This window comes from Peteryoungia algae (assembly GCF_030369675.1).
GTDB lineage: Bacteria > Pseudomonadota > Alphaproteobacteria > Rhizobiales > Rhizobiaceae > Allorhizobium > Allorhizobium algae.
This window is the reverse complement of the sequence record NZ_CP128477.1, coordinates 1,219,047-1,237,685: the sequence shown is the minus strand read 5'-3', so window position 1 is coordinate 1,237,685 and position 18,639 is coordinate 1,219,047. Positions and strand designations below refer to the sequence as shown.

Here is an 18,639-nt window from a genome sequence, read left to right as displayed (position 1 = left end):
TCACCGACTGGACCCCCGTCTTGATCCGATACCGTTCGATTTCCCTTGTCGTGGCGCTCATCCTGCTCGCTGCGGGTTCGTCGCTCTTTCCGTCCTTACAATCCGCCATGGCGCAGGATGGCAATGCCGCACCGGCGGCGACCGCACCGGAAATTTTCACCGCCCCTGTTGCTTCGCCGGCAGCGCCGTTGCCGCGTGACGAGGAGATCGTCGCGGCAGAGCGTCGTATCGAAGAAGAACGGGCGCGTCTTTCCGCCCTTCGGGCGCAGGTCGAGAAAAACCTCGAGGAAGACGGCCTTCTTGCTGACGTGAAGGTCAATGTCGACGCGCTCGTGCGCGACGCGCTGGCAATTTCTGTAGATTTGCGGCCTCGCATCGGCGACATCCAGGCGCGGTTGACCGAATTGGGAGAGCCTCCGGCAGAGGGCCAGCCGGCGGAAAGCCCTGGTGTCGCGGAGGAGCGGGCCCGTCTCAATGCCGCCCGTGCCGAGGTCAATGCGTTGACGAGGCAGACGGAGGACCTGTCGATCGAGGCGAAGGCGCTTTCCGACCGGATATCCAACATTCGCCGCACCCTTTTCACCAGCCGGCTTTTCGAGAATACCGAGATCAATGGAAGCGTTGTTCAGGAGGCATTTCAGTCATTTTCCGCAGACGCGGCGCGCGTACAGCGCAGCATTACCAGCTGGCTCACCTTCGTGATCAAGTTCAAGGCGTTGCCGCTGGCCGTTGCCGTACTTCTGTCGATGGCGCTTGCCTCTCTCATCCTCTTCCTCGAATACCGCCTGTTCGGCCGGATCAATCGTCGGGACACGTCGATAGAAGATCCGTCCTATCTCAGCCGCTTCTCGGTGGCATTCTTCTCGACCATCCTGCCGTCGTTGGCGCTCAGCTTCTTTCTTTCCTCGACCTATTTCCTGCTTGATACATTCAACGTCCTTCGATCCGACATCTCCCCGATCGTGGCCTCCATCTTCGGCTTGGTCGGCCTCGTTTTCTTCATCACCGCGATCTCGCGGGCGGTGTTGGCACCGGCTGCACCCAATTGGCGCCTGGTCCGGCTCTCCAACAAGGGTGCGCGAGACCTCAGCATCGCGATCTTCCTCATGGCCCTGGTGAACGGACTGGACTATGTCCTTTCGGTCATCAGCGAGACCTACAGTTCGCCGGTCGTGCTGACTGTGATGAAGAGCTTCGCTTCTTCGCTCGTCGTCGGTACCCTATTGCTCTTCGTTTCATTTTTGCGGCCGGTTCTTGCCGTCAGCGGCGATCCCTCGGCGCGGGGGAGACCGTGGCCGCGGGCCGTGTCGATCACGCTGCGGCTGGTGGGAGCCGTCCTGATCCTCGCCGCCGGCATCGGTTATGTCGGCCTTGCCCGGTTCCTCGCGACGCAGATCGTGCTGACCGGCGCGGTCGTGGCGACCATGTATATCGGCGTCCTGACCGGCAAGGCGATATCCGCACCCAATCAGTTCGGTGAAACGCGCGTCGGCCAGTTCATCGGCCGCCGTTTCCGCCTCTCCGCCGTCGGGCTCGACCAGAGCGGTATCGCGGCTGGCCTCTTCATCTACGTCTTTGCGTTGATCACGGGCATTCCGCTGATCCTGATGTCCTGGGGTTTTCAGGCCCGCGACCTGCAACTCTGGCTGTTCAACCTCTTTACCGAAATCAATGTCGGGACGATCCGCATCTCGATCTTCGGCATTCTCGGCGGGATCCTGTTGTTCGCGGCCGGTCTTGTCATGACGCGCTGGTTCCAGAAGTGGCTGGACGGCAATGTCATGGCGCGCTCACATGTCGACGATGGCGTGCGCAATTCGGTCAAGACGGGTGTCGGCTATCTCGGAACCGCCATCGCGGGGATCATCGGCATTTCGGCGGCCGGCATCGATCTGTCCAGTCTCGCCCTCGTTGCCGGTGCTCTTTCGCTCGGCATCGGTTTCGGCCTGCAGAACATCGTTTCGAACTTCGTGTCTGGTCTGATTCTCCTGGTGGAGCGGCCGTTCAAGGTCGGCGACTACGTCATCACCGGTGCCAATGAAGGTATCGTCAAGCGCATTTCGGTGCGGGCGACCGAGATCGAGACGTTCCGCCGGCAATCGATCATCGTGCCAAACTCGGAACTGATCAATGCACCGCTTGGAAACTGGACCCATCGCAATCGGGTGCAGCGATCCGAGGTGCCGGTCAGCGTGGGCTATGACTCGGATCCGCAAGAGGTGATCGACGTGCTGCTCGAAATTGTCACCGAGCGCGAGGATGTGCTGCACAATCCGGAGCCGTTTGTCGAATTTCAAAGCTTTGGCGCATCGTCTCTCGATTTCGAGCTCAGATTTTATCTCGCCGATTTTGCCGACGGTTTGCGCGTGCGAAACGAGGTGCGTATCGATATTGTGCGACGGTTCCGTGCCCGCGGCATCGTCATGCCCTATGCGCATCAGGAGGTCATGCTGCATATCCAGGATCGCGACCGCGAGGCATTGCTTGGGCGCGGGTCTCGCGCGGCGAAGATTCCGTCCGACGGACAGGAGGAATTGTTTCCGGGGCCGGATGATGACAAACTCCTGCCATGAACGTCGCATTCAGGCGCCATTCAGGCACAATGCGACACAAGAGGGGCAGGAGCGATCGGGTCAGCCAATCGCTAAGAGAGGACGGAGCCCTTGGCTCTGCTGTCGGCATGAAGCAATTCTATGCGCAACTGGTCGTCGTCGTGGGTAGCGTCCTGGTCGCCGGATCGGGGTTCGCGGCGTCGATCCATAATGCGGGGAGCTCGGCCGTGGTTCTCGTCGTCGTCGAGGACGGCAACAAGGCCGAGGTGGCGCTGGATGCTGGCGGGTCTGACGTGATCTGCGCCTCCGGCTGCTTTCTGACGCTGCCCAATGGCGATCGTATCGGTCTGGCCGGTGGTGAAACTGTCGAAATCAAGGATGGCGTTGCCACCATCAAGTAACGCGCACGGATCTCATACCTCGATATTGCGAAATGCTTAACTATGACCTTGTCTCACCGCGGCAGCGGAGGCTGAGTTAACGGTTCGGCAAAGAGCCTTTGATAGGTGTCTTGCTACGGAACAAGACACCTAAAGGCGATCCATGGCAGTTCTCGGCGTATCTGGAATGCAGTATTCGGGAGAGACCTTTCCCGACGTTCGGATCATTCTCGGAGAGGACTCCAACGTCTTCACCCAGATGATCAGTCAGCGCCTCAAGGAACTGATGGGTGTCGACATCGAGATCTGCCGGACCTTCGAGGATCTGCAGATGGCGAACGAGCTGTCGGGCGAGCCGGTGACGCTTGCGATCTCGAACATCAACCTGCCGGGTGCCGAAAATGGCGAAGCGCTCGAATATCTGACCGACTGCAACATCCCGACGGTGGTTTTTACCGGCACCTTCCAGGACGAAATGCGCGAGAGGCTGCTGGCAAAGGACATTGTCGACTACATCCTCAAGGATAATGTCTTCGCAGTCGAGATGCTGGCGGAATCGGTCTACCGCTTCCTGACCAACCATCGCCACCACGTCTTGATCGTCGATGACAGCCCGACGGCGCGTGCGCTTCTTTCGAGCCGTCTGCGCCGCTACAATTTTCGCGTCAGCCTGGCTGAAAGCGGTGCGAAAGCCATCGAGATCCTGAGGGCCAATCCGGATATCGGCCTCGTCGTCACCGACTACAACATGCCCGATATCGACGGCTTCGAACTCACCCGTCGCATTCGCTCGGTGCGCGGTTCGCACGAACTGCGGGTCATCGGCGTTTCGTCCTCGACCAACCGGCTTCTGTCGGCGCGCTTCCTCAAGGTGGGGGGCAATGACTTCATGCTGCGTCCGTTCATCGACGAGGAATTCTATTGCCGCGTCAACCAGAACCTCGACACGCTGGTGCAGATCAAAGCTGCGCAAGCCCGCAAAAAATAGGTGCGGCTCATATTCAACGTCGCTACAGTCCAGCCGTTGGGGAGGGGGAATCGCTTATTAAGCGGTTTCGGTAAAGTGGCAGGTAATTTATGTATTTTCCGGAGCAGATTTATGCGCGCGAGCCGTCATTGCAGCGCAATCGCGCGGAGCAGGGGCGGATACTCGTCATTGAGGATTCGCGATCGCTGTCCTCGATCATGCGCCACAAGCTCGAGAACGATTTCTTCTGCCAGGTAACCCAATGTGCGTCGGCGGACGTCTTTCGAGACGTCATGCAAAGCGGGCAGACTTTCGACGTGGCGGTTGTTGATCTCAATTTGCCGGGTGCCTCGGACGGCGAAGTGCTGGATGCCGTGATCGCCGCGGGAATTCCGGCTGTGGTCTTCACCGCAGACTTCAATCGCGACCTGCGTGATCGCCTGCTGCAGAAGGGGGTCGCCGACTACCATGTCAAGAACAACGAGAATGCGATCGATCTCGTTCTGTCGTCCGTCGTCAGGCTGCTCGGCAATCGCGATGTCGGCGTGCTTGTCGTCGATGACCAGCCTTCCGCCCGCACGATGCTGGCAGACCTTCTGCGGGTGCAGAAATTCCAGGTCTATGAAGCCTCGACGGGTTTCCAGGCGATGGAGATCCTTGCCCGCCAGCCGCACATTGAGCTGGTCATTACCGACTACCACATGCCCGATATGGACGGGTACGAGCTCACACGGCGGATCCGGCGCGAGCACAACAGCGACCGGCTTCGCATCATCGGCATCTCCTCGTCCGCTGACCGGCTTCTGTCGGCGAGTTTCCTCAAGGCCGGCGCCAATGATTTCGTCTATCGGCCCTATGTGATCGAAGAACTGCAGTGCCGGATCCAGCACAATATCGAGACCCTGACACAGCTTCGGCAGCTGCGTGTCGCGGCCTTCAGTGACTATCTCACAGGCTTGCCGAACCGGCGCTATTTCTTCGATGCAGGGCCAGCACAGGTCGCCGGGCGGCTGGAGCGAAGCGAGCCTTGCTGTATCGCCATGCTCGATATCGACCATTTCAAGAAGCTCAACGATACCTATGGTCACGAAATCGGTGACCGTGTCTTGCAGGCCGTGGGCGCGAAGCTTGCGCGTCGGCTGGAAGGCAGTGGTCACCTCCTGGCGCGCCTCGGCGGCGAGGAGTTCAGCGTGCTCATGGTCGGCCTTGGCGTCGAGGAGGGAACTGCGCTTTGCGAAACGCTCCGCTGCGAGATCGAATCTCTGCGTGTCGCACTTGATGATCAGGATCTGAACGTCACGATTTCGATCGGCCTTGCCGAGATCGCGGGGCGCGAGAGTTTCAGCAACTACCTCGCGGCCGCCGACCAGTTGCTCTATCTCGCAAAGAGCTATGGCCGGAACCGCGTCTACTCCGAGGCCATGCTTTCCTGAACAGACGCAGGTGGTGCACTGGTTCTGCCGGCAACGTGTGCCTATATCTGTGCGACCTTCCGCAGACCGGAGTGCCCTCATGGCTCCCATCATATCCATCAATCGCCTCTCCAAGACCTATTCCGATGGTTTCAAGGCCCTCGACAATGTCAGTTTCGATATCGAGGAGGGCGAGATCCTCGCGCTTCTCGGTCCCAATGGTGCGGGCAAGACGACGCTGATCTCGATCATCTGCGGCATTACCAATCCGAGCGGCGGGCAGGTGACTGTTTCCGGCCATGACGTTGTCACCGAGTTTCGCGAGACGCGCGGCGAGATCGGCCTGGTGCCGCAGGAACTCACCACCGACATGTTCGAAACCGTCTTCAACACGGTGAGCTTTTCGCGGGGCCTGCACGGCAAGTCGCCTGACCCTGACTATATCGACCAGGTCCTGAAAGATCTCAGCCTGTTCGACAAGCGGGACAATACGCTGCGGGAATTGTCCGGCGGCATGAAGCGGCGCGTGCTGATCGCCAAGGCACTGTCGCACCAGCCACGCATCCTGTTCCTCGACGAGCCGACGGCTGGCGTGGACGTGGCGCTGCGCAAGGACATGTGGCAGCTGGTCGGGCGCTTGCGCAAGACGGGTGTCACAATCATCCTGACCACGCATTACATCGAGGAAGCGCAGGGGATTGCCGACCGTGTCGGAATCATCAACAGGGGAAAACTGCTGTTCGTCGAGGAAAAGAACGCCCTGATGCGCAAGCTCGGGCGCAAGCAGCTGACGATCGAGCTGCTCGAGCCGATCGGCGCCATTCCCGCGAGCCTCGACAGCTATTCGCTGACACTCGGCGACGGGGGCAAGGAGCTGGTCTACGACTATGAACTGGGAAGTGAGGACGGCGAGATAGCAAGGCTTCTGCTGGCGATCGATGCCGCCGGTCTGAGATTTGACGACGTGTCGACCCGCCAGACCTCCCTCGAGGACATTTTCGTCTCGCTGATCGGAGATGCCGCATGAACATCGAAGCGATCAAGTCGATCTACTTCTACGAAATGGCGAGGACCCGCCGTACTCTCCTGCAGAGCGTGATCTCTCCGGTGCTGTCCACTGCCCTCTATTTCATCGTCTTTGGCGCTGCGGTCGGGTCGCGCATGCAGGAAGTGGAGGGTGTCTCCTATGGTGGCTTCATCACGCCCGGGCTGATCATGCTGGCGCTGATCACACAGTGCATTTCCAACGGGTCCGTCGGCATCTATTTCCCGAAATTCACCGGGACCATCTACGAAATCCTGTCAGCACCCATCGCCATGAGCGAAATTCTGATCGGGTATGTCGGCGCTGCGGCGACCAAGGGCATGATGATCGGCATCATCATCCTGTTCACTGCGATGGCGTTTGTGGATCTGCAGATCGCCCATCCGGTTCTGATGCTGCTGTTCATGGTGCTGACGGCCGTCACCTTCAGCCTCGCCGGTTTCATCATCGGCATCCTGGCGAAGAATTTCGAGCAGTTGAACCTGGTGCCGTCGCTCGTGGTGCCGCCGCTCACCTTCCTCGGTGGAACATTCTATTCGATCGATATGCTGCCGCCATTCTGGCGGGCGGTCAGCCACCTTAATCCGGTTCTCTACCTCGTGAGCGGGTTCCGCTGGAGCTTCTTCGAGACCTCGGATGTGCATCCCTTGATCAGCGTGGCCATGATTGGATGCTTCCTGGCTGCCTGCCTTGGTTTCCTCGTCTGGATTTTCAAGACAGGATACAAGCTCCGGCCCTGATTGACGGTCAATCCCGCAACCTCAGCTCGTCCGTCTGCATCTGCATCGAGCTGAGGGTCGACAGGAAGCTCATGCCGAGGAGGCTCTGGTCGAGCAGGCCTTCTTCCAGCACCACGGCTTCCACATTGGTTCTTACGATGGACCCGAGCCGGATTTCCGGAATGCGGAGGGGCGCAGCGTTAGCCCGACCATTTGCCGTGAGCACCGTGCGGGTGAAGTTCAGGTCACCGGGATCAATGCCCATCCGCATCGCGTCCTCGTAGCGGAGGGCGACCGAACTTGCCCCGGTATCGATGAGGACGGGGACCGAGACAGGGCCCATGCCGACGGATGTTTCGAAGTGGCCGCCGAGCGTCTTGTGGAGAACCACTTCCAAGCGGCCGTCTTCGGTCGTGACTGTGACTGCGCGACCCGGCATCAAGCCCGCCAGGACGCGTTCGCCGATGCTGCGAAAATCGCCGCGATAGAGGTAGCCCGTGACGAGCGCGAGCGCGATCAGCACCCAGACCGCCATCTGGCGCAAGCTCTGGCCGAGGGAGCGTCTGCCCAGAACAATACCGGCCGAGATCATCAGCAGGATCGGCAGCGCCACGACCATCCGGCCGAAGTCTTCGTTGTTTACGCCGAAACTCTGCCCGCTGTCATGATTGACGACGAGGATGGCCAGGCCGACGGCGAGAATGGCTAGCCCGACAACGAAGCGCATCAGCCGCCCTCGCGCTCGCGGACCATGCGTGAGCGGCGCGTCTCGCGGCGCGGCTTGCGCTCCATGTTTTCCATGCGCGCCGGCAGGTCGGCCATGATCGTCCGGCGTTCGAGGCTGCTATAGGTCGTCCAAAGCCCGATCTCGTCGCGCGTGCGCCCGCAGCCAAAGCAAAAGCCGGTCTTGTCATCGATCGAACAAACGAGAATGCAGGGTGATTCCATCACGAGCCCCTTGGTTTCGCTCTTATATCGGGTCCCTAAACTACCATGGCAAGGGTGATGAGGAAGGCGATCTCGCAGAGTTGCTGGCTGGCCCCGATCGTGTCGCCCGTATGGCCGCCGAGGCGCGTGCGGCAATGTCGGGTAAATATGAACACACTTGCCAGCGCGAAGGCGGAGGCAAGAAACCAGGCGTGAAACGGCAATGCGACGATGCTGAGGGCAACCGTGCTTGCCGCGCCCAGAACATAGGCTGTCCTTGCGGCCTCGGTGTCAGGCATGCCAGCCGAAGCGGCGACGCCATCCGTGCGCGCCGAGGGTAGCGACGACCAGTGCCAGACCAGCAGCGTCCGGGACAGGGCCGCAACCGCCAGCCAGGACAATGCCGCGGCGAGCGGTGGCAGAGCCTCGACAAGAATCGCAAGGGCCGCGACACGGATTGCAACCGACAGGATCAAGGCGAGCGCGCCATAGGTGCCGATGCGGCTGTCCTTCATGATCGACAGTGCCTTTTCGCGGCTACCGCCGCCGCCCAGGCCGTCGGCTGTATCGGACAGGCCATCCTCATGCAGGGCGCCCGTCAGCATGATCTGCATGGTCACCGCAATGAGCGCGACGAGCACGGCTTTGGCACCGGCTGCGGACAGCAAGCCGATCATCAGGGTCGGGGGCAGGGCGATCACGAGACCGGCAAGGGGAAAGGCCGCCACGGTTCGGCGCAGGCTTCCGTCATGGCCGTTAAAATGGCGATCCGGCACGGGGAGACGGCTCAAAAAGGAAATGGCGCGCAGCGTTTCCGTCAGAAGGTTCTCGATGACCTGCATGATCCCCATTTTCCGTATTTCAGCATTCCGTTGCGCCTTCGACCGTCAGCGTCGTTTTTTGAGTTGAGCGGCACCGGTCCGGTCAGTATGAGAGAGGCCACAAAGCCTGATTTGCTGGAAGAATACAAGGAAGCCCGATCCATGAGCGTCACCGGCCTGCCATTCGACGATTTTCGCGCCCTGCTGCGCGACCTGCCGGGACCTCATACCGCAGCGCTGGTCGCCGCGCGCGAGCGTGACAAGCAATTGACGAAGCCGCCGGGTGCACTCGGCCGCCTCGAGGAGATTGCCATGTGGCTCGCGGCCTGGAGTGGGCGTGCGCCGGCGGTCAATCGTCCACTGGTCGCAATCTTCGCCGGCAATCATGGCGTGACGAAACACGGCATCACGCCGTTCCCGCCGTCGGTCACCCAGCAGATGGTCGAGAATTTCGCGGCCGGCGGTGCTGCGATCAACCAGATCTGCGTCACACATGATCTTGGCCTGAAGATCTTCGACCTCGCGCTCGATTACCCTACGGGTGACATTACCTGCGAGCCGGCGCTCTCCGAGCGCGACTGCGCCGCCACCATGGCCTTCGGCATGGAAGCGATCGCCGGTGGCACCGATCTGCTCTGCATCGGCGAGATGGGCATTGGCAACACCACAATCGCGGCCGCCATCAATCTGGCGCTCTACGGCGGCGAGGCGGAAGACTGGGTCGGGCCTGGCACCGGATCCGAAGGCGACGTGCTGGCGCGCAAGGTGGCCGCCGTGAAGCAGGCCGTGGCTTTCCACAGGGAACACCTGTCGGACCCGCTGGAAGTGTTGCGCCGTCTTGGTGGGCGCGAAATCGCCGCCATGGCGGGCGCCATTCTGGCGGCGCGCATTGAGAAGATCCCCGTGCTGATCGACGGCTATGTGGCGACCGCGGCAGCCTCGATCCTGAAGGCCGCCAATCCGTCGGCGCTCGATCACTGCCTGATCGGCCATGTCTCCGGCGAGCCGGGACATCTTCGGGCGATCGAAAGGCTCGGCAAGACGCCGCTTCTGGCGCTCGGCATGCGGCTCGGCGAAGGTACGGGTGCCGCCCTTGCGGCCGGCATTGTCAAGGCGGCTGCTGCCTGCCATTCCGGCATGGCGACTTTCGAGCAGGCAGGGGTATCCAACAAGTCACATGAGTGATCGCAAGACTAAGAACCCGGGTGCCAGGCCGCTCGCATCGGCCGTCATCAAGAAGAAGACCGGCGTCGCGCATCTGTTCGCGGCGGCGCAATATTCGGCGCAGGGCTTCAAGCGCCTGATCCAGGAATCCGCCTTCCGGCACGAATTGCTGGGCTTTGTCGGCGGGCTCGTCGTCTTCGCCGTGATCGGCGCAAGCCTGTTCGAATTCCTCGGCTTCATCGTGCTGATGATGCTGATGTTCTCGGTCGAAGCATTGAATACGGCGATTGAAGAGCTGGTCGACCGCATATCGCCGGAAATATCAACGGTCGGGCGGAATGCGAAGGACCTCGGTTCCTTCGCGGTCTTCTGCCTGATCATCGCGAATGCTGCCTTCGCGATCTATGTTGTGGGAAACCGGCTGGTCTTCTTCTGATCAGGCGAACTGCCGGCGGCGCGGCTCGACGGCCTTCACTTCGCTGATCGCGGGCAGGCTTTCCAGGACACGGCTCGACGGCAGGATTGCGACGACTTCCGTGCCCTCACGCAGCCGGGACTTCAGTTTGAATTCACCGCCATGTTTGGCGAGAATCGCCTGAACGATCGGCAGGCCGAGGCCGGTTCCCTGTTCGGCGCTCTTGATCGCGATCGAGCCCTGACCGAAGGCTGAGAGCACGACCGGAATTTCGTTTTCCGGGATGCCCGGTCCGTTGTCGCGGATGGAGACGTACTGTCCGCCGCCTGCCGTCCAGCCGGCCTTCACCAGTATTTCGCCGCCCTGTGGTGTGAATTTCACGGCGTTCGACAGGAGGTTCAGGATGACCTGGCGCAGGGCTTTCTCATCGGCCCAGAGCGAGGGCAGGTCCCGTTCGAACTGTTCCTCTATGCGGATGTTCTTGGATTTCGCGCGCAGCTGGATCATGCCGATGCAGTCTTCGGCCAGTTCGAGCAGCGAAACGCTTTCCTCGCTCAACTCGTATTTCCCGGCTTCGATGCGCGAAAGGTCGAGGATCTCGTTGATCAGTTCGAGCAGGTGACTGCCAGAGCGGTGAATGTCGCCGGCATATTCCTTGTAGAGCGGGTTGTTCAGCGGTCCAAGCACTTCGGTCGCCATCACCTCGGAAAAGCCCAGGATGGCGTTGAGAGGCGTGCGAAGCTCATGCGACATCGATGCGAGGAAGCGCGATTTCGCCATGTTGGCTTCTTCTGCGCGGCGGCGTGCTTCATCCGAAAGAGATTTCGCGACTTCCAGTTCCGCGATCAGATCGTCCTTCTCCGTCTGGTAGGAGAGGAGCTTCAGATTGGCCTGATGCAGGCGGCTTGTGATGTAGATGAAGAAGATGAGTGCCGTGGTGAAGACCGCCGTCAGGCCAAGATCCAGCATGTTGCGGCTCGTGCCGGCGACATAGCTGAGCGCCACGACCGTCGGCAGGAAGCCGAACAGCACGGCCTGGCGGAGAAGCATGCTCGCCATGGCGGTGATCGAGAGAGCCAGAAGCAGAACCGCGCTCTTGTAGAAGATGAAGGCAGTCGGATTGCACGTGGCGCAGTCCTGAAGGGCAAAGATGGCCCAGGACATGCCCATGGCGACCTGCGAAAGCAGCAGGATGCGGCGCCAATTGTGCTGGTTCTCGACGGTAATGTCGTGTTTCGAGGCGCGCCTGACCAGCAAAATGCCGATCGCATGCATGGTCAGCGCGAAGAGGCCCCAGACGAGGAAATGCGGCTGTGCGGTGAAGTAGGCTCCGGATGCTGCGATCAGGAGCGTGATGATGGGGACGACGGCGGCACCCTGCAGTGAGGCCGCCACATGCATGGCGAGCATCTCGACGTCGAATGCCGGTGAGGACCCCTGGGGAGATTGCAGGCGATCGCGGGTGGCGCGGACAGCACGCGTCGTTGCCCTGTTGCGGGTGTTCCGCGTCAGGTCCAGAACGTTCTTGTCCGCTGATGTGTCTACGCCGTTACTCATTGCGTTGCAGTCTTCCACGCCTCGGGTAAACCCTAGCGGCGAATTCTTAAGAAGATCCTGTCTCGGAAGGATTTGTTTGCCATGTGTGAAAAGGATTCGTTTTTGAAATGGGTCGGAATGTGACCAAAATTCTTCGCCATATGCGCGATTGGGTGGTTGCAATCGCCATACTCGCGCTCTCGCTCCTGATCATCGCTAAGCTGGAGAGCGAGCAGGCTCAGCGGTTCGAGGGCTCCTTTCTGGCGATTGATGGCGATACGCTGGTTTCAGGGGGAGAACGGCTCAGGCTCGAAGGGGTGGATGCGCCAGAGCTCGATCAGACCTGCACACGGCCGGACGGTGAGCCCTATTCTTGCGGAGCGGATGCCCGACAAATTCTGGCGGATCTGGTCGGCGCCGGTGCATGGGAATGCAGCGGGACGGATCACGACCGCTATCGCCGGTTGCTTGTCGTCTGTCGGCGCGGTTCCGACGATCTCGGGCGGCTGCTGGTCGCATCCGGCGCGGCATTGGCAGATGGGCGCTATCTTGCGGAGGAGGGACTGGCACGGCGGGAGGGCCGCGGCATCTGGAACGGTGGCTTCGAGCGTCCTTCGGATTGGCGACGAATGCGAAAGCTCGAAGAGGTGGAACAGACGGCCTGGGTCTGGACGTTAGTTCCGCATTGGATTCTGACCTGGTTGGGGGAATGACAGAGAATGCCACTTGACGCCCAGAGGCCTCCGGCAATGCCGTCCAATACTGCCCCGCCGCCGATCGATGAACTGTCGTTGGCGATCGCGCGCTGCCGGATCTGTCGCGACTGCCCAGCGGGCGGACCGGAGCGCCGCATGCCGCATGAGCCTCGACCTGTCGCCTATCTCTCGGCGACCGCACGCGTGCTGATCGCGGGCCAGGCGCCCGGCCTGCGGGTCCATGAGACAGGCATTCCCTTCAACGACGCGTCCGGGGACCGCTTGCGGCAATGGTTGGGCGTGGATCGCGAGACCTTCTACGATCGCAGTCTATTTGCGATCGCGCCGATGGGATTCTGCTTTCCCGGCTACAATGAAGACGGACATGACCTTCCGCCACGCCGGGAGTGCGCGCCGCACTGGCGACAGACGGTGATGGAGGCGATGCCGCAGGTCGAGTTGATCCTCGCGATTGGCCAGTATGCGCAGGCCTGGCATCTCGGGCCCCGTCGGCGCAAGACGATGACGGAGACCGTAAGCCAATGGCGGGAATTCCTGCTGGCCAATCGGGAGGGGCCGCGTGTGTTGCCTTTGCCGCATCCGAGTTGGCGCAATACGGGCTGGCTGAAGCGTCATCCCTGGTTCGAGGAGGAGGTCCTGCCGGTCCTGCAGCGCGAAGTTTGCTTGTTGATAGGTTGAAATGATTTTCCATAAATCTTAGCAGATCGGCTATATCAGGAAAATTCAGTCTTATCAGGATGCCCCATGGACCGCCTCGATCGTAAAATTCTTCGCATTCTCCAGGAAGACACCACGCTCGCTGTTGCCGATCTCGCCAAGAAGGTCGGCTTGTCCACGACGCCCTGCTGGCGGCGTATCCAGAAAATGGAAGAAGACGGTGTCATTCGCCGTCGCGTGGCGCTGCTCGATCCGGCCAAGGTCAATACCAAGGTCACCGTCTTCGTCTCGATCCGCACCTCCAGCCACTCGATCGAATGGTTGAAGCGCTTTTCCGAGGTGGTCTCGGAATTTCCGGAAGTGGTCGAATTCTATCGCATGAGCGGGGATGTCGACTACTTGCTGCGCGTCGTGGTGCCAGACATCGCGGCCTACGACGCTTTTTACAAGCGCATGATCGCCAAGATCGAGATCCGCGACGTGTCGTCTGTCTTCGCCATGGAGCAGATCAAATACACGACCGAGCTTCCGCTCGACTATATGATGATCGACAATCAGAAGTCCCAGGAAGACTGAGGGGCGCCTTAGCGCCCCTTTTAGACCTTTACTTTTCCAGCCTTGCCAGCAGGGATGACGTGTCCCAGCGATTGCCGCCGAGCTTTTGCACTTCCCCGTAAAACTGATCGACAAGTGCCGTTACCGGAAGGTTGGCGCCATTGCAGCGTGCCTCGGTCAGGACGATATCGAGATCCTTGCGCATCCAGTCGACGGCGAAGCCGAAGTCGTATTTGCTCTGGTTCATGGTCTTGTGTCGATTTTCCATTTGCCAGGATCCGGCAGCACCCTTGGAGATGACCTCGATCACCTTTTCGATGTCGAGGCCGGCCTTCTTTCCGAAGTGAACGCCTTCGGCGAGCCCCTGGACGAGCCCAGCGATGCAGATCTGGTTGACCATCTTGGTCAATTGACCGGCGCCGGCCGGGCCCATCAGACCGATCATGCGGGCATAGGCGTCGATCACCGGCCGTGCCGTCTCGAAGGTCTCCGGCTCGCCGCCGCACATGACGGTGAGGACCCCGTTTTCGGCGCCGGCCTGCCCCCCGGAAACCGGGGCGTCGATGAAGCCGCAGCCCTTGGCTGCCGTCGCGTCTGCCAGTTCCCGTGCAACTTCGGCGGAGGCCGTCGTGTTGTCGATCAGGATCGCACCCGGCTTCATCGCCGCGATCACCCCGTTTTCGCCCGTTGTCACCGAACGCAGGTCGTCGTCATTGCCGACGCAGGTGAAGACGAAATCCGCATCGGCGGCCGCTTCCGCCGGTGTGTGTCCCAGGCTGCCGCCGAATTTTTCGACCCAGGCTTCGGCCTTGGTCGTGGTGCGGTTGTAGACCTTCACCTCGTGACCACCCTTGACTTTCAGGTGGCCTGCCATGGGAAAACCCATCACGCCCAAACCGATGAATGCGACCTTTGCCATTTCGTCTCTCCTGCCATTCGCGATGCGACATGCATAATCGATGGCAGCAGAGGACGAAAGGTCTCCCGACGGTCATTCAGCCGGAGCCGGGGTGTCCGGTTTGGCGCCGATCTTGTGGTCCGGCGTCAGTTCGACGCTCTGCTGTCCGAGACGACTCGAAATCTCGTTCCACAGGCGTCTCAAGCGGCGGACATGAAGATCGTCGCCGATCCAGTCCATCAGGTGCTCGATCGCGCGTGATGACATTTCCTTGGTTTCACTGATGGTCGTGAGCGCCCAGATGCTGAAGTCCTTGGCATCGACTTCCTTGATCTGTCCGTCTGTGCCCGGGATCAGAAACTTTGCGGTACTCTTCTCCTGGACATGTTTCATCGGACCAGTCGGTGCAAAAAGGACCGACGCATAGATGCGATCAAAGGCATCGATGGCCTTTTGATCCGCCTCAGTGTCGTCCTTGCGGTTCTGCTTCAAGGCTCGTTCGAGGTCGAAGATCGTGCGCACGTTGAACTGTCGCAGCAACAGGAACCTGTCGAGACCGACGACGCAGCACAATTGCGCCTGCGCGATCCAGTCGACGGTCTGGTAGATCCCATAGGGCGTCTCGATATGCAGCATGATCGGATTGTAAGTGGCGAGCGACTGGACGTCGGAGATCCCGCATTCCTCAAGGCGAAAGCGCGTGAAGAAATCTATGCCGTCGATGGCGTCCAGTGGGACGACCCTCGTCCAGTCGATGAAGCGGTTGTCCGACTGCTTGATCCAGTTGATCTGGGTCCCGATCTTCACCAAGATGAACTGGAGGACGCTGCCCGGGAGCAGGCCGAAGGCGAGGCCGAGAAGGATCCAGAGAGCCGGCAGCTCCCCGATGGGCGTCGTCCTTTCGATGCTCACCACCGCCTGCAGGGCACTTAAATCCGGCAATGCGCGGTAGAGCGTCGCCGAAGCCAGCACGGAGATCACGGTCATCGCTGCCTGCCGGATCATCGTGTAGCCGTTTAGGTCGAAGACCGCGAGCGCCTGGACGAGATACCGCAAGGACGAGAGATAAGCGCCAATGAACGTGATCGCGGCAACCGTCAGGACGTTCTCCGCGAGTTGCCTCAACTCGGCGGAGGTTGTCTGCTCGGAAAACTTCATGCCGCCGACCGTGAGCAGATTGAAGGTCGTACCGTCCAGGCAGGTTGCCGCGGTTTCAAAGCAGCCGAATCCGGAGAAGGCGAGGATGAAACCCGGTGTGATCACGAGCATATAGGGCAGGGCCGCCACCAAAAGCCGCAGGTCGCCACGGTTCAGAAAGAAGCGCGTTCTTGAAATCGTATCGTTGATTTCCCTGATGATACCCTCGGCCGAGCGCGGTTCCTCGATCCCCTCATCCGTTCTTCTCTCGCCCTTGCTCCTCACGTCGGCTGCATATTTGCTGCGAACGAACTCGAATGATGGGCTGGTGCCTTCTTCCCCCAGATCGATGACAGGAAAGGTCTTCACATAGTCGCGAATGAGCCGCAGGCGTCGCAGCCTGATTTCGTAGCGCCCGAAGATCAGGGCGAATACGGTGATGAGGGATATGGCAAATGCGACCACGACCGTCCATGCCAGGGACGGGTCGGTGGCAGCTTGGGCGGCAACTTCTGTCTGCATGGCTTCCCCCTGTTGTTGGGGAAAGCCTATTCTCTTGTGGGTGGGCTGCTACTAATCGAATGCAGTCCAGGGTTGAAAATTCAACCTTGGATTTAACCCGCTGTCTTTTTCGCCACGACGAGATGCCCCGGCGATGGTTCTCCGTCCTGCATGCGAACATTGATGTCGGTGATTTCGACGATTTCGAAGCCGGTCGCGGTCAGGCGTTCGCGCACATAGGCCTCGGCATGAACGAAGCGCTGGTGCGGTCCGACCATGAAGGGACGGCCGGCCATCACGTCCGCGGGCCTCGTCTCGGAGGAGAAGACGAAGATGCCGCCGTCTGCCATGTTCTCGGCTGTGCCGAAGAACAGCGGCTCGAGAGCGCCAAGATAGGGGAGGACGTCGGTGGCGGTCACGAGGTCGAAGGTCTCGTCGTCGTTGTCTTCGAGGAAGTCCTCGAGTTCTGCGACGTAGAGCGTCTCGTAGAGATCCTTCTCATGGGCGATTTCGACCATCTTCTCGGAGATGTCGATACCGGTCATGTCGTCGACCATGTCGCGCAGGGTGCCGCCGGTCAGGCCGGTCCCGCAACCGAGGTCGAGCAGGCGCTTGAAGGGGCCCAGGTTGAGGGCCTGAAGCCGCTGGCGCACCATCATCGGCACCGTATAGCCCAACTGCTCGACGAGAATGTCCTCGAACGCTTCCGCATGCTGGTCGAAGAGTGTTTCGACATAGGCGTCAGGTGCCTTGGGCGGGGCTTCACCGCGGCCAAGTGCTGCGATCCGGACCGAGGCGCCACCGTGGTCGTCGGGATCGATGGCCAGCACTTCCTGATAGGCGTTTACGGCCGCCTCGATATCGCCGGCTTTTTCGAGTGCCAGGGCGCGGTTATAGGCTTCCGCCAGGGCTTCTTCGTCGATCTTGGCCATGTCAGGCTCCTGTTTGCGTGGCTGTTCCTGCCAGCCTTTGCGGCTCGTCTAGCCCGTCGTGACGGGCTTGGCAATGAAAACGGAACCGTGCAGGGTCTTCCAGTGTTTTCAGGGCAGGGAGCCACGCATGGAACAGACGACAGACGATAAAGCAGGCATCCTGCCGTTGGAAAGCGCCGAGCCCGCACGTCAGGCGCCGGCCTTGCCCGCCAGTTCGGCCGAAAAGGCCAACATGATCATCCATTATTATCGGGGCGAAATCGGTCGCATGACCAGCTGGCGCGACCGGATCGACCGGACATCGAACTGGGCGATGACGGTTGTCGCCGGTCTCTTGTCGGTGTCCCTTTCCACCCCCGCCTCGCATCATGGCGTGGTGCTGTTCGCCATGCTGTTGATTTCGGTCTTTCTGCTGATCGAGGCGCGGCGCTATCGCTTTTTCGATGTCTACCGGGCCCGCGTCCGGCAGTTGGAGCGGCACTACTTTGCCCAGGCGCTCTACCCACAGGCGGAGCTCAAGGCCGATTGGGCCGAGGCGATCGCGGCGAGCCTGCGGAAGCCTGTCTTCCTGATCGAGTATGGAGATGCGCTCCGGCGGCGTATCCGGCGAAATTATATCTGGATGTACCTGATCCTGCTTCTCGCCTGGGCGCTGAAGATCTCCAGCCCCAAGTTGCAGCAGGGTGAACTGCCGGCCGAGTTCGTCGGCGACGTCTGGCAGGTTGTCGTGAATGCGCATCTGGGACCGTTGCATGGCGGCATCGTGCTGGCGCTGGTCGCCGCTTTTTACGGGTCGCTGCTCTTTGCCATCGTGCACCGAAACCCCGACGATGGCGAGTTTGCCCATGGCGAGGTGCATGTCTGATTGGAGATCTGCCCTCAGTGCAGGATGAACTCACCCTTCAGCGAACGCCATTCGCTGGCCGCGATCATCTTCTTGTGCACGTAGGTGACGGAGTGGAGAGGGCCCTCGATCTTGTCCTGCCAGAAGCGCAAAAAGCCACGCATCTCTGGAAAGTCCGGGGCAAGGTCGTAGTGCTGCCAGATATAGGTCTGGAGCAGCGACGGGTGGTCCGGCAGGCGGTAGAGGATCTGGGCGGTGGTCAACCCATAACCCTTTAGCATCAGTTCCATTTCGCTGTTCATGTCCATTGCTCCGTTTCCCGTTGCAAGGGATCGGTGCGGACGGCGTCACGCTTCCGCGACCGACCGGGGGCGCGACCAACGCGGGCCCTGACATGATGGAAACACCGTTTGGTAAATGATTTCTTAGCGGGGGCGAGCGACACCAAGGCAGATGCCGCC

At 60.6% G+C, this 18,639-nt stretch carries 20 protein-coding genes; 12 read left to right on the top strand and 8 right to left on the bottom strand.

What is annotated here, in order from left to right; genetic code table 11:
- The first annotated feature begins 23 nt into the window (after window positions 1–23).
- From QTL56_RS06170 to QTL56_RS06145, 6 genes are all read left to right on the top strand, one after another.
- Window positions 24–2,573 carry a DUF3772 domain-containing protein gene (locus QTL56_RS06170; protein ID WP_370660348.1) on the top strand — a complete coding sequence of 850 codons (2,550 nt, stop codon included), beginning with the start codon at window positions 24–26 and terminating at the stop codon, window positions 2,571–2,573.
- A gap of 107 nt (window positions 2,574–2,680) precedes the next feature.
- Window positions 2,681–2,953, top strand: a complete 273-nt coding sequence (locus tag QTL56_RS06165) for a hypothetical protein (protein ID WP_245136663.1) — start codon at window positions 2,681–2,683, stop codon at window positions 2,951–2,953.
- A 142-nt stretch (window positions 2,954–3,095) separates the two neighbouring features.
- Entirely contained in the window at window positions 3,096–3,920 is an 825-nt protein-coding gene (locus QTL56_RS06160; protein WP_245136664.1) for a response regulator, read from the top strand.
- Between the two features lie 197 nt (window positions 3,921–4,117).
- Window positions 4,118–5,332: a diguanylate cyclase gene (locus QTL56_RS06155; RefSeq protein WP_245137180.1), complete on the top strand. Its 1,215-nt coding sequence runs from the start codon at window positions 4,118–4,120 to the stop codon at window positions 5,330–5,332.
- 79 nt (window positions 5,333–5,411) lie between these two features.
- Window positions 5,412–6,338, top strand: coding sequence for an ABC transporter ATP-binding protein (locus tag QTL56_RS06150; protein ID WP_245136665.1), 927 nt, complete (start codon window positions 5,412–5,414; stop codon window positions 6,336–6,338).
- Window positions 6,335–7,096 carry an ABC transporter permease gene (locus tag QTL56_RS06145; protein ID WP_229575718.1) on the top strand — a complete coding sequence of 254 codons (762 nt, stop codon included), beginning with the start codon at window positions 6,335–6,337 and terminating at the stop codon, window positions 7,094–7,096. Before QTL56_RS06150 ends, QTL56_RS06145 begins: the two co-directional genes overlap by 4 nt.
- 7 nt (window positions 7,097–7,103) lie before the next feature.
- Here the strand turns inward: QTL56_RS06145 and QTL56_RS06140 are convergent, their stop codons facing one another.
- The 3 genes from QTL56_RS06140 to QTL56_RS06130 are packed head-to-tail and all read right to left on the bottom strand — an operon-like array spanning window position 7,104 to window position 8,844.
- Window positions 7,104–7,805, bottom strand: coding sequence for a TIGR02281 family clan AA aspartic protease (locus QTL56_RS06140; protein ID WP_245137181.1), 702 nt, complete (start codon window positions 7,803–7,805; stop codon window positions 7,104–7,106).
- The gene (locus tag QTL56_RS06135) at window positions 7,802–8,023 is read right to left on the bottom strand and encodes a DUF1289 domain-containing protein (protein ID WP_229575717.1); all 222 of its coding nucleotides are present in this window, start codon (window positions 8,021–8,023) and stop codon (window positions 7,802–7,804) included. Before QTL56_RS06135 ends, QTL56_RS06140 begins: the two co-directional genes overlap by 4 nt.
- Window positions 8,024–8,058: 35 nt before the next feature.
- A complete protein-coding gene (locus QTL56_RS06130) occupies window positions 8,059–8,844 on the bottom strand; it encodes an adenosylcobinamide-GDP ribazoletransferase (protein WP_245136666.1) in 786 nt (261 codons plus the stop codon).
- A gap of 141 nt (window positions 8,845–8,985) precedes the next feature.
- Between QTL56_RS06130 and cobT the strand changes: the two genes are divergently transcribed.
- Window positions 8,986–10,008: a nicotinate-nucleotide--dimethylbenzimidazole phosphoribosyltransferase gene (gene cobT / locus QTL56_RS06125; RefSeq protein WP_229575715.1), complete on the top strand. Its 1,023-nt coding sequence runs from the start codon at window positions 8,986–8,988 to the stop codon at window positions 10,006–10,008.
- Window positions 10,001–10,423 carry a diacylglycerol kinase gene (locus tag QTL56_RS06120; protein WP_245136667.1) on the top strand — a complete coding sequence of 141 codons (423 nt, stop codon included), beginning with the start codon at window positions 10,001–10,003 and terminating at the stop codon, window positions 10,421–10,423. Before cobT ends, QTL56_RS06120 begins: the two co-directional genes overlap by 8 nt.
- Here QTL56_RS06120 and QTL56_RS06115 read toward each other — a convergent pair whose 3' ends face one another.
- Entirely contained in the window at window positions 10,424–11,959 is a 1,536-nt protein-coding gene (locus QTL56_RS06115; RefSeq protein ID WP_245136668.1) for a sensor histidine kinase, read from the bottom strand.
- Window positions 11,960–12,078: 119 nt separating this feature from the next.
- Between QTL56_RS06115 and QTL56_RS06110 the strand changes: the two genes are divergently transcribed.
- The 3 genes from QTL56_RS06110 (at window position 12,079) to QTL56_RS06100 (ending at window position 13,887) form a co-directional block, all read left to right on the top strand.
- Complete coding sequence (locus QTL56_RS06110) at window positions 12,079–12,651, top strand: thermonuclease family protein (RefSeq protein WP_245136669.1); 573 nt, start codon at window positions 12,079–12,081, stop codon at window positions 12,649–12,651.
- A gap of 36 nt (window positions 12,652–12,687) precedes the next feature.
- Complete coding sequence (locus QTL56_RS06105) at window positions 12,688–13,332, top strand: uracil-DNA glycosylase family protein (RefSeq protein WP_245136670.1); 645 nt, start codon at window positions 12,688–12,690, stop codon at window positions 13,330–13,332.
- Window positions 13,333–13,398: 66 nt separating this feature from the next.
- The gene (locus QTL56_RS06100) at window positions 13,399–13,887 is read left to right on the top strand and encodes an Lrp/AsnC family transcriptional regulator (protein WP_229575710.1); all 489 of its coding nucleotides are present in this window, start codon (window positions 13,399–13,401) and stop codon (window positions 13,885–13,887) included.
- 28 nt (window positions 13,888–13,915) lie between these two features.
- Here the strand turns inward: QTL56_RS06100 and QTL56_RS06095 are convergent, their stop codons facing one another.
- The 3 genes from QTL56_RS06095 to QTL56_RS06085 form a co-directional block, all read right to left on the bottom strand.
- Entirely contained in the window at window positions 13,916–14,785 is an 870-nt protein-coding gene (locus QTL56_RS06095) for an NAD(P)-dependent oxidoreductase (RefSeq protein WP_245136671.1), read from the bottom strand.
- A gap of 72 nt (window positions 14,786–14,857) precedes the next feature.
- The gene (locus QTL56_RS06090; RefSeq protein WP_245136672.1) at window positions 14,858–16,423 is read right to left on the bottom strand and encodes a hypothetical protein; all 1,566 of its coding nucleotides are present in this window, start codon (window positions 16,421–16,423) and stop codon (window positions 14,858–14,860) included.
- Window positions 16,424–16,515: 92 nt separating this feature from the next.
- Window positions 16,516–17,334 (bottom strand): class I SAM-dependent methyltransferase, encoded by an 819-nt coding sequence (locus QTL56_RS06085; protein WP_245136673.1) that lies wholly within the window; start codon window positions 17,332–17,334, stop codon window positions 16,516–16,518.
- A gap of 127 nt (window positions 17,335–17,461) precedes the next feature.
- On the opposite strand from QTL56_RS06085, the gene QTL56_RS06080 reads away from it, so the two are divergent.
- The gene (locus QTL56_RS06080; RefSeq protein ID WP_245136674.1) at window positions 17,462–18,199 is read left to right on the top strand and encodes a DUF2270 domain-containing protein; all 738 of its coding nucleotides are present in this window, start codon (window positions 17,462–17,464) and stop codon (window positions 18,197–18,199) included.
- A 14-nt stretch (window positions 18,200–18,213) separates the two neighbouring features.
- On the opposite strand, the gene QTL56_RS06075 is transcribed toward QTL56_RS06080, so the two are convergent.
- The gene (locus QTL56_RS06075) at window positions 18,214–18,480 is read right to left on the bottom strand and encodes an usg protein (protein WP_006726048.1); all 267 of its coding nucleotides are present in this window, start codon (window positions 18,478–18,480) and stop codon (window positions 18,214–18,216) included.
- Window positions 18,481–18,639: the final 159 nt, after the last annotated feature.

Bases quoted from the DNA above. Each gene is read 5' to 3' on its own strand.
- QTL56_RS06145 (WP_229575718.1), top strand. From the start codon at position 6,335: ATGAACATCGAAGCGATCAAGTCGATCTACTTCTACGAAATGGCGAGG.
- QTL56_RS06085 (WP_245136673.1), bottom strand. From the start codon at position 17,334: ATGGCCAAGATCGACGAAGAAGCCCTGGCGGAAGCCTATAACCGCGCC.
- QTL56_RS06080 (WP_245136674.1), top strand. From the start codon at position 17,462: ATGGAACAGACGACAGACGATAAAGCAGGCATCCTGCCGTTGGAAAGC.
- QTL56_RS06165 (WP_245136663.1), top strand. From the start codon at position 2,681: ATGAAGCAATTCTATGCGCAACTGGTCGTCGTCGTGGGTAGCGTCCTG.
- QTL56_RS06115 (WP_245136668.1), bottom strand. From the start codon at position 11,959: ATGAGTAACGGCGTAGACACATCAGCGGACAAGAACGTTCTGGACCTG.
- cobT (WP_229575715.1), top strand. From the start codon at position 8,986: ATGAGCGTCACCGGCCTGCCATTCGACGATTTTCGCGCCCTGCTGCGC.
- QTL56_RS06090 (WP_245136672.1), bottom strand. From the start codon at position 16,423: ATGCAGACAGAAGTTGCCGCCCAAGCTGCCACCGACCCGTCCCTGGCA.
- QTL56_RS06095 (WP_245136671.1), bottom strand. From the start codon at position 14,785: ATGGCAAAGGTCGCATTCATCGGTTTGGGCGTGATGGGTTTTCCCATG.
- QTL56_RS06075 (WP_006726048.1), bottom strand. From the start codon at position 18,480: ATGAACAGCGAAATGGAACTGATGCTAAAGGGTTATGGGTTGACCACC.
- QTL56_RS06155 (WP_245137180.1), top strand. From the start codon at position 4,118: ATGCGCCACAAGCTCGAGAACGATTTCTTCTGCCAGGTAACCCAATGT.
- QTL56_RS06105 (WP_245136670.1), top strand. From the start codon at position 12,688: ATGCCGTCCAATACTGCCCCGCCGCCGATCGATGAACTGTCGTTGGCG.
- QTL56_RS06150 (WP_245136665.1), top strand. From the start codon at position 5,412: ATGGCTCCCATCATATCCATCAATCGCCTCTCCAAGACCTATTCCGAT.
- QTL56_RS06130 (WP_245136666.1), bottom strand. From the start codon at position 8,844: ATGCAGGTCATCGAGAACCTTCTGACGGAAACGCTGCGCGCCATTTCC.
- QTL56_RS06160 (WP_245136664.1), top strand. From the start codon at position 3,096: ATGGCAGTTCTCGGCGTATCTGGAATGCAGTATTCGGGAGAGACCTTT.
- QTL56_RS06120 (WP_245136667.1), top strand. From the start codon at position 10,001: ATGAGTGATCGCAAGACTAAGAACCCGGGTGCCAGGCCGCTCGCATCG.
- QTL56_RS06100 (WP_229575710.1), top strand. From the start codon at position 13,399: ATGGACCGCCTCGATCGTAAAATTCTTCGCATTCTCCAGGAAGACACC.
- QTL56_RS06135 (WP_229575717.1), bottom strand. From the start codon at position 8,023: ATGGAATCACCCTGCATTCTCGTTTGTTCGATCGATGACAAGACCGGC.